Raw genomic sequence first — 14931 nt, 5'->3', positions numbered from 1 at the left:
CCTCGGACGTGAACTCTGACGGGAGTGAGGTATGGACATTTTTGGCCATTACGCTACGCGCTTCGAAGCTCGCAAGGAAGAGGAATACAGCATCCAGGAGTACCTGGAGATCTGCAAGAAGGATCCGACTGCCTACGCGACTGCTGCGGAACGCATGCTTGCCGCCATCGGCCAGCCTGAGTTGGTGGATACCCACCATGACCCCAGGCTGTCCCGCCTGTTCTTCAACAAGGTCATCCGCATCTATCCGGCCTTCCGCGACTTCTATGGCATGGAGGACACGATCGAACAGATCGTCTCGTTCTTCAAGCACGCGGCGCAGGGCCTGGAAGAGCGCAAGCAGATCCTCTACCTGCTCGGGCCTCCGGGTGGTGGCAAGTCCTCGCTCGCTGAAAAGCTCAAGGCGCTGATGGAGGAGATCCCCATCTACGCGCTCAAGGGTTCGCCGATCCATGAGTCGCCGCTGGGGCTGTTCGCGCCAGAGGAGGACGGCAAGATCCTGGAAGAGGACTACGGCATTCCGGTCCGGTACCTGAACACCATTGCCTCGCCATGGGCGGTCAAGCGCCTGCACGAGTTCAACGGCGATATCACCAGGTTCCGGGTGGTCAAGCTGCGCCCTTCGGTGCTGTCGCAGATTGCGATCTCGAAGACCGAGCCTGGCGACGAAAACAACCAGGATATTTCCTCGCTGGTCGGCAAGGTCGACATCCGCAAGCTGGAAGATTTTCCGCAGGACGATCCGGACGCCTACTCCTATTCCGGCGGGCTCTGCCTGGCCAACCGCGGCCTGCTCGAGTTCGTTGAAATGTTCAAGGCGCCGATCAAGGTCCTGCACCCGCTGCTGACGGCAACGCAGGAAGGCAACTACAAGGGCACCGAAGGCTTCGGCGCGATCCCGTTCGACGGCATCATCCTGGCGCACTCGAACGAGGCCGAGTGGACGACCTTCAAGTCGGACAAGAACAACGAGGCTTTCCTGGACCGGATCTATATCGTCAAGGTGCCGTACGTGCTGCGCGTGTCCGACGAGGTGAAGATCTACGACAAGCTCTTGCGCAGCAGTTCGCTGTCGGCCGCGCCGTGCGCGCCCAACACGCTGAAGATGATGGCGCAGTTCGCGGTGCTTACGCGCATCAAGGAGCCCGAGAACTCCAATATCTTCTCGAAGATGCGCGTCTATGACGGCGAAAGCCTGAAGGACGTGGATCCGAAAGCGAAGTCGTACCAGGAATACCGCGACTACGCCGGCATCGACGAAGGCATGAACGGGCTGTCGACGCGCTTTGCGTTCAAGGTCCTGTCCAAGGTCTTCAACTTCGACAACACCGAAGTGGCGGCCAACCCGGTGCACCTGCTGTACGTGCTCGAACAGCAGATCGAGCGCGAGCAGTTCCCGCCGGAGCAGGAAGCCAAGCTGCTGTCGTACATCAAGGAGTACCTGACCACTCCGTTCGTGGAGTTCATCGGCAAGGAGATCCAGACCGCCTACCTGGAGTCGTATTCGGAGTATGGGCAGAACATCTTCGACCGCTATGTGGTGTTCGCCGACCTGTGGATCCAGGACCAGGAGTACCGCGATCCCAACACCGGCGAGATCCTCGACCGCAACGCGCTGAACGACGAGCTTGAGAAAGTGGAGAAGCCCGCGGGTATCTCGAACCCGAAGGACTTCCGCAACGAGATCGTCAACTTCGTGCTGCGGGCGCGGGCCAACAACAGTGGCAAGAATCCGGTCTGGACCAGCTATGAAAAGCTGCGGATGGTGATCGAGAAGCGCATGTTCTCCACCACGGAGGACCTGCTGCCGGTGATCTCGTTCAATGCCAAGTCTTCTCGCGAAGACCAGGACAAGCACGAGAACTTCGTCAACCGCATGGTCGAGAAGGGGTACACGCCCAAGCAAGTGAGACTTCTGGTGGAGTGGTATCTGCGCGTAAGAAAGTCATCGTAACGGCGCCGCGGAACAGGTCTCTCAACGAGGGCAACATATGGCTACGGTCATCGATCGGCGCGAGAACGGCGGCAACAAGAGTGCCGTCAACCAGCAACGTTTCATCAAGCGCTACCGCGAGCAGATCCGGCAAGCGGTGGCAAAGGCGGTGTCCGGCCGGAAGATCATGGACATCGAGCAGAGCGGCCAGGTGTCCATTCCGGTCAAGGACATCTCCGAACCGATCTTCCACCACGGCCCGGGCGGGCGGCGCGAGTGGATTCACCCTGGCAACAAGAAATTCGTCAAGGGCGACTCCTTCGACCGCCAGCAGCAGGGCGGTGGCGGGACCGGTTCGCGCGCCAGCGACAGTGGCGAAGGCGAAGACGATTTCGTCTTCACGCTGTCGCGCGAGGATTTCCTGAACTTCTTCTTCGAGGACATGGCGCTGCCGGACCTGGCCAAGCGCCACCTCGCCAAGATCGCCGAGGTGCGCAAGGTGCGCGCCGGCTATTCCATCGACGGCACGCCTGCCAACCTGTCGGTCCTGCGCACCATGCGCAGCTCGCTGGGGCGGCGCATCGCCTTGTCCAGCCCTTACCAGAAGCGCCTGCGCGAGCTGGAGCTGGACTACAGCGAGGCGCTGGAAAAGGACGGTCCCTATGCCGAAGGCACGCTCGAGCTGATGGAGAAGATGCGGCACCTGCGTGCCTGCATCGACCGCGTGCCCTTTATCGAGAAGCTCGACCTGCGCTACAACAACCGCGTGCTGAAGAAGCGCCCGCAGGCCCAGGCGGTGATGTTCTGCCTGATGGACGTGTCCGGCTCGATGGACGAGAGCCGCAAGGACCTGGCCAAGCGCTTCTTCATGCTGCTGTACCTGTTCCTGAAGCGCAACTACGAGCGCATCGACGTGGTGTTCATTCGCCATCACACGGTGGCGAAGGAAGTCGATGAGGAAGACTTCTTCCACTCGCGCGAGTCCGGTGGTACCGTGGTGTCCAGTGCGCTGAAGCTGATGGTGGAAGTGATCCACGACCGCTATCCGCCCAGCCAGTGGAATATCTACTGCGCGCAGGCATCAGACGGCGATAACTGGGCCGGTGATTCCGAGTTGTGCGGGCGCCTGCTGCGCGATTCGATCCTGCCACTGGTCCAGTACTATGCATATGTTGAAGTCGCGTCGGAAGAGCCGCAGAATCTCTGGGAAGAGTATCTGACGGTCAAGGGACAGTTCGATCACTTTGCGATGCAGCGCATCATCGGTGCGGACGAGATCTACCCGGTGCTGCACGACCTGTTCCAGAAGCGCGCAGCATAGGGTGGCGCCGATCCTGGCCTTCCTCGCGGAGGGCCACAGTGAAGGCAAATGGCGAGGCAACGCGGACCACGCGGCGCGGCGATGCCGTGCGCGCTGGACGGGTCTGGCGCCTTGCCCGGGCAACAAGGGGCGAAGATGGCTTATCTCTCCACGGGTTCGGAATGGACCTTCGAGCTGATCAAACGGTATGACCGCGAGATCGCCCGCATCGCCGGCGAATTCGGGCTGGATACCTATCCCAACCAGATCGAGATCATCACCGCCGAGCAGATGCTCGACGCCTACGCGTCGGCGGGGCTGCCGGTCGGCTACAGCCACTGGTCCTACGGCAAGCACTTCCTGGCGTCCGAGCGCAGCTACCAGCGCGGCCACATGGGGCTGGCCTACGAGATCGTCATCAACTCCAATCCCTGCATCGCCTACCTGATGGAGGAGAACACCATGCCGATGCAGGCGCTGACGATCGCGCACGCCTGCTACGGCCACAACTCTTTCTTCAAGGGCAACTACCTGTTCCGCACCTGGACCAACGCGGACGCCATCGTGGATTACCTGCTGTTTGCCAAGAACTACGTCGCCGAGTGCGAGCAGCGTTACGGCGAGCGCGAGGTCGAACTGCTGCTGGACTCTTGCCACGCCTTGCAGAACTACGGCGTGGACCGCTACAAGCGGCCCAAGAAACTGTCCATCACCGAAGAGAAGGCGCGGCAGGCCGATCGCGAGAACTACCTGCAGCTGCAGGTCAACGACCTGTGGCGCACCCTGCCCAAGCACCGGCCGCATGCGCTGGCGTCGGAGGACGAGGCGTCCGAGGGGGAAATCATCTTCCCGCCCGAGCCGCAGGAGAACCTGCTGTACTTCATCGAGAAGAACGCGCCCAAGCTGGCATCGTGGCAGCGCGAGATCGTGCGCATCGTGCGCAAGATCGCGCAGTATTTCTATCCGCAGCGCCAGACCAAGGTCATGAACGAAGGCTGGGCCACGTTCTGGCACTACACCATCATCAACCAGCTGTACGAGGAAAAGCTGGTCAACGATGCGTTCATGATGGAGCTGCTGCAGGCACATACCAACGTGATTTACCAGCCGCCGTACAACAGCCCCTACTACAGCGGCATGAACCCCTACACGGTCGGTTTCCTGATGTTCCAGGATCTGCGCCGCATGTGCGAGAACCCGACCGAAGAGGACTACCGCTGGGCCCCGGAATTCGCCGGCAGCGACTGGCGCAAGACGCTGGACTTTGCCATGCGCAACTTCAAGGACGAGAGCTTCCTGCTGCAGTTCCTGTCGCCGCGCGTGATCCGCGAGCTGAAGCTGTTCTCGGTGCTGGACGATGACCGCGAAGGCAAGCTGCGCGTCACCGCGATCCACAACGACGAAGGCTACCGCGCGATCCGCCAGCTGATGGCGGCGCAGTATGACCTCTCCAGCATGGAGCCCAATATCCAGGTCACCAATGTCGACGTGGGCGGCGACCGCTCGCTGACGCTGCGGCACCTGCAGAACGACCGCCGGCCGCTGGCGCACAACTTCGACGAGGTGATCCGGCACGTGACCCGGCTGTGGGGCTTCACCGTGCGGCTCGAGGTCGCCTACGAGGACGGCCGCACCGAGCTGAAGTACGAGTGCAAGCCGGAACGGCGCCACCGCCGCCCGCACGGCGGCGGCCTCAGCCTGGCCGCCTGATCCCGCGATTGCCGGGGTTAAGCCCCGCCGCTCAGGCGGCGGGCGCGGGCTCGCACCATTCGCGCACCAGCTCCACCGCGTTGCGGCCGGCGCTGGCGCATACCTGCTCGCCCAGCACCCGGCTCCACCAGCGCTCCGAACCGTCCGCCACCCGCCATGCATGCAGCCGGCGCGTATAGAGCTGCAGGTCGTATTCCTCAGTGATCCCGATGGCGCCGTGCACGGCGTGCGCGATGGCGGCCACCGGCGTGACCGCGTCGCTGGCGCGCAGCTTGCCGATGGCCGCGCGCAGCCGGTCGGGCGTGCCGGTGCCGCTGTCGCAGGCCAGCTGTGCGGCCACGCGCGCGGCGGCGACATGCTCGGCCATCTCGCTGACCTGGTGCTGGATCGCCTGGAACTTGCCGATGGCGCGCCCGAACTGCTGGCGGTCGTTGGCGTACTGCAGGGTCAGGTCGAGCACGTGCGACAGCGCGCCGGCCAGCTGCGCCGTGTGCAGGCAGGCGCCCAGCGTGCGCAGGGTGCCGGCCGGCAGTGAAAACGCCGCTGGCGCCGAGGCGTCAGGGCGCGGCACGCGCAGCGTCAGGTCGTGATGGGCGCCGGTCGCTTCGGCGCGGGCGTCGGCCGCCGGCAGCAGCAGGCAACGCTCGCCGTCCTGCAGCAGGAACCACTGCGCATGGCGGGCGTCGGCCACCAGCGCCGCGGCGGCGCCGTCTTCAAAGCCGGCGAGTACGACCGGGCCGGCGGGCAGGGCAATGCCATGCGCCTGCAGCAGCGCGCGCGCAAAGATGGTCTGCGCCAGCGGCAGCGGCAAGGCGTGGCGGCCGGTGACAAAAAGCACCGGCGCAAGTTCGCGCAGCGGCAGCGCGGCGCCGCCGGCGGATTCGGGCAGCAGGCAATCGGCAAAGCCGCTTTCCAGCAGCGCTTGCCACAGCGGCTGCGGGTCGGCCCGCTGTTCCAGCGCGCGCACGGTGGCGGGCGGGCAGCAGTCGCGCAGCAGCGCGTCGAGGGCGTCGGAATAGGCGTTATGCATGGGGTATCTCGTTCAGAATGGCGGTCGACGGGGGCGGATTCAGCGCAGGCCGAGCCCGCGCGCGATCATGCCGCGCAGGATTTCGCGGGTGCCGCCGCGCAGCGAGTACGACGGCGCGATCTGCGTGACATAGGCCAGGGTGCGGTACAGCGCCCCATCGGCCGCCAGCGCGGGTTCGTCACCGAGCGCGGCTTCCACCAGCGCCGGGATCGACTGCTCGAAGGTCGTACCCAGGTCCTTCACCAGCGCAGCCTCCACCACCGGGCTTTCACCGGCGGCCAGCCGCGACGTGACGGCCAGCGACATGGCGCGCAGCACCGCCAGGTGGCCGGCGAGCCGGCCTGCGGTCACCGTGTCGCGCCGTGCCGGCGGCAGCCGGCGCATGGCTTCGAGCCAGGTGTCGAGCAGCACCACGCTGGAGTAGAGGCGCTCCGGGCCGCTGCGCTCGAACGCCAGCTCGGCGTTGACCTGCTCCCAGCCGCTGCCTTCCTGGCCGACCAGTGCGTCCGGGGCCAGCGCCACGTCGTCGAAGGTGACTTCGGAGAAGTGCGCGTCGCCCGCGAGGTCGTGGATCGGCCGCACCGTGACGCCCGGTGCGTGCAGGTCGACGATGAACTGCGACAGTCCGGCCTGCCGGTCCTGCGGCGTGCCCGAGGTGCGCACCAGCGCGATCATGAAGTGGCAGCGGTCGGCATTGGTAGTCCAGATCTTGCGGCCGTTCAGGCGCCAGCTGCCGTCCGCCTGGCGCACCGCGCGCGTGGCCACGCTGGCCAGGTCGGAGCCGGAGTTGGGCTCGCTCATGCCGATGCAGAAGAAGGCCTCGCCGCGGCTGATCGCGGGCAGGTAGCGCGCCTTCTGCGCGTCGTTGCCGTAGCGCAGGATCAGCGGGCCGCTCTGGCGGTCGGCGATCCAGTGCGCCGACACCGGCGCGCCGCAGGCCAGCAGTTCTTCCACCAGCACGAAACGCGAAAACGGATCCAGGCCCGCACCGCCGAACTGCGCCGGCAGCGTGATGCCGACCCAGCCGCGCGCGGCCAGCGCCCGGCTGAAGGCGGCGTCAAAGCCCATCCACGAGCGCGCGCGCGTTTCCGGCGGCAGCGCGGGCAGGTGCTCATCGAGAAAGGCCCGCACCTCGCCGCGGAACGCCACGGCGTGCGGCGGCAGGGAGGTCAGGCCGAAGGTGGAAAGCAATGCGGTCACGGTGAAATCCTGTGTCTGGTATTGGCTGGTGGCAGCGGTCTCAGTCCAGCGTCGCGCCGGAATCCTTCACGACCTTCTGCCAGCGCGTCATTTCCGCGCTGAGGTAGGCGGCGTAGGCCTCCGGGGTCGATCCGCGCGGCTCCGCCCCCTGCGCTGCCAGGCTTGCACGCGTCTCGGGGTGGGCCAGCGCCTTGGTGGCGGCGGCATTGAGCTTGCGCACGATCTCGGCCGGTGTCCTGGCCGGCACCATCATGCCCTGCCAGGCGCCGACCTCGAAGCCCGGCTGCACGGTTTCGGCAAGGGTGGGCACGTCCGGCAACTGGGCGCTGCGCGTGGTGCTGGTGACGGCCAGCGCGCGCATACGCTTGTCGCGGATGAAGGGCAGCGATGAATTGATGGTGTCGGCCATGAACTGCACCTGTCCGCTGGCCAGGTCGGTCAGCGCCGGCGCGCTGCCCTTGTAGGGCGCATGCACCGCCGACAGGCCGTTGGCCTGCAGGAACATGAAGGCCGCCAGGTGCGTCACGTTGCCGTTGCCGGCCGAGCCGTAGGTGAGCTTGTCGGGGTTGGCCTTCAGGTACTGGATGAACTCTTTCACGTTCTGTACCGGCAGCTGCGCGTTGACCTCCAGCACCAGCGGCACCATTGCCGTCAGCGCCACCGGCGCGAAATCGCGTTTCACGTCGTAGCTGAGCTTGCGGTAGAGCGCCGGGCTCAGCGCGATCGACGAGGTGTTGTACAGCACCGTATAGCCGTCGGCCGGCGCCTTGGCGACGATCTCCGCGCCGATATTGCCGTTGGCGCCGGGGCGGTTGTCGACCAGCACCTGCTGGCCGAGCGTCTCGCTCATGCGCCGTGCGATCACGCGCGACACCAGGTCGGTCGGGCCGCCCGGCGGGAACGGCACCACCATGCGGATCGGGTGCGACGGGTAGGCGGCATCGGCGGCCGCCGCCGGCTGCGCCAGCATCGCCGGCAATACGATGGCTGCCGCGGCAGCCAGTGTCGTGATGAAAGTCTTTGCCTTCATGTCTTTGTCTCCTCCGTCCATGCAGCCACGCGGCGGATGCCGCCGTGGGTTCAGCGTCCCGCCAGCAACCTGCGCGCGGTGTAGGTCATGACCTGCTCCCCGCGCTGGTTGAACACCTCGATGCGCGAATCCACCACCGCCCGGCCGTTGCGCGAAGTGGGGCGGATGCCGGTCACGGTCACGGTGGCGTGGATGGTGTCGCCCACCACCACCGGTGCGTGGATCTGCTGCGTGAGTTCCAGCATGGCCAGCCCGGTGCCCTGGATCATGGTCTGCAGGATGAAGCCCTCGATCAGCGTGTAGGTCAGCGCCGCCGGCACCGGCCGGCCCTGGATGGCGCCACCGTCATAGCCGGCTTCGATGAAGATGGCCTCGACCATGCCGGTGACGGAGATGAAATTGACCAGGTCGGTCTCGGTCACGGTGCGGGCGAAGGTGCGGAAGGCCTGGCCCTCCTGCAGGTCCTGCCAGTAGAAGCCCTGGCCGAGGCGGGGCAGTTCTGCATGCTTCATGGTGTCTCCTTGACGGGTGCGCAGCGTGCGGCGCCGCTTAGTTGCAATTGCGCGATCGCTTCTGCGGACAGTCCCGCCTGCGCCAGCACGCTCGCGGTGTGCTCGCCCAGCCGCGGCGGGATGCCCAGCGGCGCGCGCTGGCTGTCGAAGCGCACCGGCGCGCCGGGAAAACGCAGCGTGCCCATGGCCGGGTCTTCGACGGTTTCGAAGAAGCCGGTGGCGGCCAGGTGCGGATCGGCCGGCAGGTCGTCGAGTTCATTGATGCGCGCCACCGGGATCTGCAGGCGTTCGCACAGCTCCACCCAGTGCGCGGTGGTCTGTCCGTGCACGATTTCGCCGGTGAGCTCGTACAGCGTCTCGATATGCCGCGTGCGTGCCGCGATGTCGGCAAAGCGCGCATCGGCGGCCAGCTCGGGGCGCCCGGCGGCTTGGAAGAAGTCGCGCCAGTGCGCATCGGTGTACGGCATCATGCAGACATCGCCGTCGGCGCTGCGGTACGGGCGGCGCAGCGGCGCCAGCACGCGCGGATAGCCGCTGGGGCCGCGCGGCGGCTCGAAATGGCGGCCGTAGAAATGCTCGACCAGGTTGAAGGCGACCATGGATTCGAACATCGGCACTTCGACCAGCGTGCCGTGGCCGCTGCCGCCATCGGCATTGCGCCGCGCGCGCCCGGCCAGCGCCGCGCAGACCGACAGCGCGGCCACCAGCCCGCTGGTCTTGTCCGCGGCAATGGTGGGGAAGTAGCGGCTGTCGCCGGTCTGCGCCGCCATCAGCGCGGCATTGCCGGACAGGCCCTGGATGATGTCGTCGTATGCCGGGCGGCCGCCATAGGGGCCATCCTCGGCAAAGCCGAGCAGGCTGACAAAGACCAGCTCCGGGTGGCGCGCCCGCACGTTGTCGGGCGCCAGCCCGAGTGCGGCCAGCTTTTGCGGGCGCATGCTGTGCATCAGCACGTCGGCGCCGCCCAGCACGCGGTCCAGCGCGGCCTGCGCGGCCGGCTGCTTCAGGTCCAGCACCACGCTGCGCTTGCTGCGGTTCACGCCCAGGAAAATGGCCGCCATGCCGGGCTCGGCGGCGGGGCCGGTACGGCGCGTGGAGTCGCCCTCGGGCGGCTCGACCTTGATCACCTCGGCGCCCAGGTCGGCCAGCCACTGGCTGGCATACGGCCCCATCACCACGGTGGACAGGTCGACCACGCGGATGCCTGCAAGCGGCAGCATGTTGTCTCCGATCTTGTTGACTGTGGGGCACAGGGTAGATCAGCAGGCGAGGCTTGGTCTAATATTAGTTTTTTAGAAATCGATATTCACAGGATATTAACAAGCCATGGACTTCCGCCAGCTGCAGCAGTTCGTCGCCCTGGCCGAGACGGGCAACTTCCACCGCGCCGCTGAACGCCTGCACATGGCGCAGCCGCCGCTTTCCATTTCCATCCGCAAGCTCGAGGACCAGCTTGGCACGGCGCTGTTCGTGCGCACCTCGCGCGGGGTGCGGCTGACGCAGGCGGGCGAGGCCGCGCTGCACGATGCGCGCCGTGCACTGTTCCATGCACAGCAGGCACGTGCCGCCGCGATCGCCGCGGGGCAGGGCGAGCGCGGCGCGCTGCGCATCGGCTTTATCGGCTCGGCGACGTATGCGCTGCTGCCCAAGCTGATCCCGGCGTTCCGCGCGGCGCATCCCGGCATCGAGCTGATCCTGCATGAATCCACCACCGCCGCGATCCTGGACCGCCTGGAAAAGCACCAGATCGACGCCGGCCTGGTGCGCTTCCCGATCCTGAACACCGGCAACTATTCGCTGACGCCGCTGGAAAACGACGTCTTTGTCGCGGCGGTGCCGGCTGACAGCCCGCTGGCAGGCGCAGACGCCATCCCGCTGCGCGCGCTTGCGGACGAGCCCTTCATCATGTATCCGGCGGCGCAGGTGCCCAACCTGCACGCGGTGGCCATGCTGCTGTGCCAGCAGGCGGGCTTTGTGCCGCGTGTCACGCAGGAGGCGGTGCAGGTGCAGACCCAGGTCAGCCTGGTCGAGAGCGGGCTTGGCGTGGCCCTGGTGCCGAGCGTGGCGGCGCGCTACGCCAACCGGCGCGTGCGCTTCCTGCCATTGTCCAGCCCGCGGCCGGCCGGGCGCATCGGCATTGCGCTGGCGGCGCGGCCTGATGACGGCGACCGCCAGGTGCAGCGCTTCCTCGCGGCGGCGCAGGCGGCGGTGAACTGATGGGGGGTGGTGCGGCGCCTCAGGCGGCGCGCGGGCGCGGCGCGCGCGGCCGCACAGCCGGGGTCACGCCGGCGCGCTCCAGGTTCACGCCCGGCAGCAGGTGCAGCAGCCGCACCAGCTCTGACTGGCGATGCGTGCCGGTCTTGCGCAGCGTGTCGCGGATATGCACGCGCACGGTGTGGGGCGAGAGAAATTCGCGCTCGGCAATCTCGTTGAGGGTTTCGCCGGCAGCCAGGCGGATCGCGATAATGCTCTCCTTGCGCGACAGCCCGAACAGCGAGGTCAGCACGCCGGCATCCAGCACCGAGCGCGATTCCGAGTTGCCGAACAGCATCATCGCGGCCGGCAGCTGCCACGGGCCCTCCACCGGCTGGCGCGATACCAGCGGCGTGACGATGATCGGCACCGGCTGTCCGCCGGAAGTGATGTGCATCCAGGAGCCGGAGGCCGCCTCAGTGCCGCGGGCGCGCATGGCACCGTCTAGCAGCTTGCGCAGCACCGCCTGCAGGGTCTCGCTGTGGGCGCGCAGCACGCCGCCCTGCAGCGACAGGTGGCCGTCGGCCTGCACCAGCGCCTCGGCCCAGCTGTTGGCATAGCGCACGCGCAGGTCGGCCTGCAGTACCATCACGCCGAAGTCCAGCGTATCCAGCCCGGCCAGGCCCAGGCTGGCCAGTCCGCTCAGCTCGAAGTTGCGCTGCTGCATCCGTGCCGCGCGCACCCAGTGCGGCATCACGTGGGCCAGGCGCCGCTCGCGCTGGCCCACGCTGATGCTGCCCGCGCTGGTGCCGCTCATCAGCACGCAAACCTCGGCGTTCTCGATCAGGCGGATGCCTTGCTCCAGTCCGCTGCAGGCCAGCGCAGCCGTGGCCGCATCCGCCATGCCGCCATGGTGCGAGGCCACCAGCGCGGCGGTACCGTCGCAGGCCAGCGCGGGGGCGTCATCGGGGGTGCAGCAAGCGCCCGCATGGGGCAGGTCGAGCGGACCGGGCAGCCAGTCGGGCATGCTGGCGCCGCTGGTGAAGCAGCCGTGCGGGGTCACGCCAAGGCGGGCGTAGCCGGCCAGCTTGTCCCAGATCAGGTAACGCGGGCTGCCTGTGCAGGTGTATCGGGAAAAGAGGTCGAGGGCGGCGGGCATGGCCGCAACGTCCAGCGCGGACTCGTAGATTGAGTCGACCAGACGATGGAAGTCCTCGTCCGTAGTCGGGTGTTCGCCCATGTTCAGATCCCCCCGGTGGCAAACGCCTATTGCTCTGCGCCACGGCAAGTGGCTACATCTTTTTGTGTTATCGGTTCCGTTCTGGCGTTCTGTATCTGCGCCGATACGGATGCTGCTGGCGGCGCGCATTGTCCCGTCATGTCCGCCGTAACGCAATCATGCCAAACAATGTTGTTTGTTTTATCCCCCGTATCGGGGGGGAAAATACGGATTGCACGGCGTAACTCCCCAGCCAGGCCAGGCAGGGGCCGTTATCATGCCGGGGCGCGATGGTAATACGCTTGAGGAAAACTTCAAAATCCTCGACGCGGAAACAGTCCAGCGTTTCTCCCATGCCACAGCAGCGCTGGCTATTGTGGCGCAGGGCTCACGTCCTCCTTGCCCGCCAGCTGCGCGACCCCGCCATCCACCTGGATCGTCAGGCTCGGCGATGCCATGCGGATGTCGTTGGCGTCGAAATTGCGCTTGAGCCGCGCATTGAAGGCGCGCGTGATCTCGGCCTGCATCAGCGGCCGGGTCTTGAACTGTGCCATCACCACCGGGCCGTTCGGGTCGAACCGGTCCAGCCCCAGGATGTCCAGCCCCGACATCAGGTTGCGCGCGTAGCGATGGTCGCGCGCCAGTTCGGCGCCGGTGGTGCGGATCAGCTCCAGCGCCTGGTCCAGGTCGCTCTGGTAGGTGATGCCGATGTTGAACACCGCGTAGCCATAGCCGCGCGACAGGTTCTTGACCGCCTTGATCTGGCTGTACGGCAGCGTGTGCAGCGCGCCGCGGCCGTCGCGCAGCTTGACCGTGCGGATGGTCATGGCTTCGACCACGCCGGCGTGGTCCGGCAGCTCGATCGAGTCGCCGATGGCGATGGAGTCCTCGACCACGATGAACAGCCCCGTGATCAGGTCCTGCACCAGGCTTTGCGCGCCAAAGCCGATGGCCAGGCCGACCACGCCCGCGCCGGCCAGCAGCGGCGTCACGTTGACGCCCAGGTTGGCCAGCACCGCGATCACCGTGATCACCAGCAGGCCGATGAACGAGGCGTTGCGCACCAGCGGCAGGATGGTCTTGGCCCGCAGGCTGGGCTGCGCGCCGCGTCCGTGCGCCGGCGACAGGGATTGCATGATGGCGGTGTCGATCAGCAGCCAGACCAGCCAGGCCAGCAGCACGGTGCTGGTGACGCTGAAGACCGTCTCGGTGAGATGGCGGCCCGCGGCGGAGGACTCGGCCAGGCGCACCAGCGAAGTGCCCCAGACGCGCATCACCATCTCGATGAAGACCGCCCAGATCAGCACGCGCACCAGCGCCAGCGCAAAGCGCCCGAAGCGCTGCAGGTAGGCCGAGCGGCGGCGGTCGCGGATGCGCGGCGCGCGCGCGGTGGCCTTGGGCGAGTGCCCCACCACCATCGTCAGCAGCAGCCCGGCGAGGAACAGCGCCACCGATGCCACCGTGCGGCGCAGGAACACATCCGCATTGCCGGTGGCCAGGATGGTGCCGACCACCGATGCCACCACCACCGCCAGCACCGGCAGGTGCCAGGCCTGGCCGGCCAGCCGCAGCAGGTCGGTCACGGCTGGCCGGGCCTGGCGGAAGGCCAGCGGCCGCTGCCCGATCAGCTGGCCGATCTGCCGGCGGAAACACAGCGCGAACGCGCCGATGCCCAGTGCCGCGGCGATATTGGCCACGGTGGCCACCAGGGCGCACAGGTTGGTGCCGAGCACGGCGATCACGCGGCTGTCGGTGGCGCCGTCGCCCAGTGCCGCCAGCGCCCCCGTGCAGAACAGCAGCCACGGTGAGTGCGCCAGCAGCTGCCGCACCGCCAGCTGCCGGTGCGCGGTGCGGAACAGCGTGAAGATGACCTGGCACACCGCTGCCGCGATCGCACCGGCCACGATCGCATACGCGACCAGCACGGCGGCGACGCTGGCCGGCGATTGGGCATACACGTGCTGGGCCAGCAGCACCGTCAGCCCGAACGCGACTACCCAGGGCCCGATATGGCGCAGCATGAAGACGCCGACGTCGACCCACGACGGCAGTTCGGGCAGCTTGCCGCGCTCGGCGCGCGTGGGTTTGCCCGCGCGCCGGCGCCGGATGCGGTGGCCAATCTCCCACAAGGCCCCGCCGCTCACCGCCCAGACTGCCAGCACCAGCGCGAATTCACGCAGCGAGGCCAGCGCCGTGCGGGTGCCGTTGTGGCTGAGCGCGGCGTGCCATTCCTCGCCCGCGAAGCGCGTGCGCCAGCGCCAGAACTGCCACGGGCCGCGATCCTCGCGCAGATGGGAATCGACCTCGTCCAGCACTTCAGCGACGGCACCGATCAGGCCGGGCGCGGAGGCGCCGGCCGCGGCTGCCGCGGCGGAGGCGGGCGCGGCCCCGGAGCCACCCAGCCCCTGGCGCATGGTTTGCAGCTGGCCGACCAGGGCGCGCCGCTCGCCGTCGTTCTGCAGCGTTGCGATCACCTGGTCCAGCGACTGCGCCAGCGGCACGCTGGCGGCGGGTGCGCTGGCCGGCGCCGCGGGTTTCTCCGCCTTGCCCAGCAGTGCCGCGAGGGAGCCGGCCGGGGTGGCGTGCGCCGGGATGGCGCACAGCAGCGTCAACAGCGCGGCCAGCATGGCGAGCGCACGCAGCACCGGCTGCAGTGCGGCATGCCAGCGGGGCGCAGGGGTGGGGGCGTGGTGTTCGGGTTTGTGCATGGTTCGTAGTCGGTTGCCGGTGCCGGGCGGCGCCGGAATGGCCGTCGATCGCGTCACTGTAGCGCATCGGTTGCGCCGGGTGCCGGAGCGCGCCGC

General features: G+C 67.4%; 11 protein-coding genes. 4 read left to right on the top strand and 7 right to left on the bottom strand.

What is annotated here, in order from left to right; genetic code table 11:
- Window positions 1-31: 31 nt before the first annotated feature.
- From AC3WON_RS11440 to AC3WON_RS11430, 3 genes are all read left to right on the top strand, one after another.
- On the top strand, window positions 32-1954 hold the full coding sequence (locus tag AC3WON_RS11440) for a PrkA family serine protein kinase (RefSeq protein WP_492321278.1): 1923 nt from the start codon (window positions 32-34) through the stop codon (window positions 1952-1954).
- Window positions 1955-1991: 37 nt separating this feature from the next.
- Window positions 1992-3254, top strand: a complete 1263-nt coding sequence (locus AC3WON_RS11435) for a YeaH/YhbH family protein (RefSeq protein ID WP_492321277.1) — start codon at window positions 1992-1994, stop codon at window positions 3252-3254.
- Window positions 3255-3389: 135 nt separating this feature from the next.
- Window positions 3390-4943: a SpoVR family protein gene (locus tag AC3WON_RS11430; RefSeq protein ID WP_492321276.1), complete on the top strand. Its 1554-nt coding sequence runs from the start codon at window positions 3390-3392 to the stop codon at window positions 4941-4943.
- Between the two features lie 31 nt (window positions 4944-4974).
- Here AC3WON_RS11430 and AC3WON_RS11425 read toward each other — a convergent pair whose 3' ends face one another.
- Genes AC3WON_RS11425 through AC3WON_RS11405 form a run of 5 tightly spaced genes read right to left on the bottom strand, consistent with a single transcriptional unit; the run spans window position 4975 to window position 9935 of the window.
- Window positions 4975-5973, bottom strand: coding sequence for an acyl-CoA dehydrogenase family protein (locus tag AC3WON_RS11425; protein WP_492351859.1), 999 nt, complete (start codon window positions 5971-5973; stop codon window positions 4975-4977).
- Between the two features lie 39 nt (window positions 5974-6012).
- Window positions 6013-7173, bottom strand: a complete 1161-nt coding sequence (locus AC3WON_RS11420; protein ID WP_492351858.1) for an acyl-CoA dehydrogenase family protein — start codon at window positions 7171-7173, stop codon at window positions 6013-6015.
- Window positions 7174-7213: 40 nt separating this feature from the next.
- Window positions 7214-8203: a tripartite tricarboxylate transporter substrate binding protein gene (locus tag AC3WON_RS11415; protein WP_010811713.1), complete on the bottom strand. Its 990-nt coding sequence runs from the start codon at window positions 8201-8203 to the stop codon at window positions 7214-7216.
- Window positions 8204-8253: 50 nt separating this feature from the next.
- The gene (locus AC3WON_RS11410; protein WP_010811712.1) at window positions 8254-8715 is read right to left on the bottom strand and encodes a MaoC family dehydratase; all 462 of its coding nucleotides are present in this window, start codon (window positions 8713-8715) and stop codon (window positions 8254-8256) included.
- A complete protein-coding gene (locus AC3WON_RS11405; RefSeq protein ID WP_492351857.1) occupies window positions 8712-9935 on the bottom strand; it encodes a CaiB/BaiF CoA transferase family protein in 1224 nt (407 codons plus the stop codon). The genes AC3WON_RS11410 and AC3WON_RS11405 overlap by 4 nt, the downstream gene beginning before the upstream one ends.
- A gap of 106 nt (window positions 9936-10041) precedes the next feature.
- On the opposite strand from AC3WON_RS11405, the gene AC3WON_RS11400 reads away from it, so the two are divergent.
- Window positions 10042-10932 carry a LysR family transcriptional regulator gene (locus AC3WON_RS11400; RefSeq protein WP_011616764.1) on the top strand — a complete coding sequence of 297 codons (891 nt, stop codon included), beginning with the start codon at window positions 10042-10044 and terminating at the stop codon, window positions 10930-10932.
- Between the two features lie 19 nt (window positions 10933-10951).
- On the opposite strand, the gene AC3WON_RS11395 is transcribed toward AC3WON_RS11400, so the two are convergent.
- The gene (locus AC3WON_RS11395; protein WP_492321271.1) at window positions 10952-12148 is read right to left on the bottom strand and encodes a helix-turn-helix transcriptional regulator; all 1197 of its coding nucleotides are present in this window, start codon (window positions 12146-12148) and stop codon (window positions 10952-10954) included.
- 350 nt (window positions 12149-12498) lie between these two features.
- Window positions 12499-14835: a mechanosensitive ion channel family protein gene (locus AC3WON_RS11390; protein WP_492321270.1), complete on the bottom strand. Its 2337-nt coding sequence runs from the start codon at window positions 14833-14835 to the stop codon at window positions 12499-12501.
- Window positions 14836-14931 lie beyond the last annotated feature (96 nt).

It is taken from the genome of Cupriavidus sp. FW305-46, from assembly GCF_058787075.1.
Note: the sequence above shows the minus strand (reverse complement) of the source record. Positions and strands in the feature narration are given on the sequence as shown.

What these genes read in the sequence shown, in the direction of transcription:
- AC3WON_RS11430 (WP_492321276.1), top strand. Translation starts at nt 3,390, where the DNA reads ATGGCTTATCTCTCCACGGGTTCGGAATGGACCTTCGAGCTGATCAAA.
- AC3WON_RS11390 (WP_492321270.1), bottom strand. Translation starts at nt 14,835, where the DNA reads ATGCACAAACCCGAACACCACGCCCCCACCCCTGCGCCCCGCTGGCAT.
- AC3WON_RS11400 (WP_011616764.1), top strand. Translation starts at nt 10,042, where the DNA reads ATGGACTTCCGCCAGCTGCAGCAGTTCGTCGCCCTGGCCGAGACGGGC.
- AC3WON_RS11405 (WP_492351857.1), bottom strand. Translation starts at nt 9,935, where the DNA reads ATGCTGCCGCTTGCAGGCATCCGCGTGGTCGACCTGTCCACCGTGGTG.
- AC3WON_RS11440 (WP_492321278.1), top strand. Translation starts at nt 32, where the DNA reads ATGGACATTTTTGGCCATTACGCTACGCGCTTCGAAGCTCGCAAGGAA.
- AC3WON_RS11410 (WP_010811712.1), bottom strand. Translation starts at nt 8,715, where the DNA reads ATGAAGCATGCAGAACTGCCCCGCCTCGGCCAGGGCTTCTACTGGCAG.
- AC3WON_RS11395 (WP_492321271.1), bottom strand. Translation starts at nt 12,148, where the DNA reads ATGGGCGAACACCCGACTACGGACGAGGACTTCCATCGTCTGGTCGAC.
- AC3WON_RS11415 (WP_010811713.1), bottom strand. Translation starts at nt 8,203, where the DNA reads ATGAAGGCAAAGACTTTCATCACGACACTGGCTGCCGCGGCAGCCATC.
- AC3WON_RS11425 (WP_492351859.1), bottom strand. Translation starts at nt 5,973, where the DNA reads ATGCATAACGCCTATTCCGACGCCCTCGACGCGCTGCTGCGCGACTGC.
- AC3WON_RS11435 (WP_492321277.1), top strand. Translation starts at nt 1,992, where the DNA reads ATGGCTACGGTCATCGATCGGCGCGAGAACGGCGGCAACAAGAGTGCC.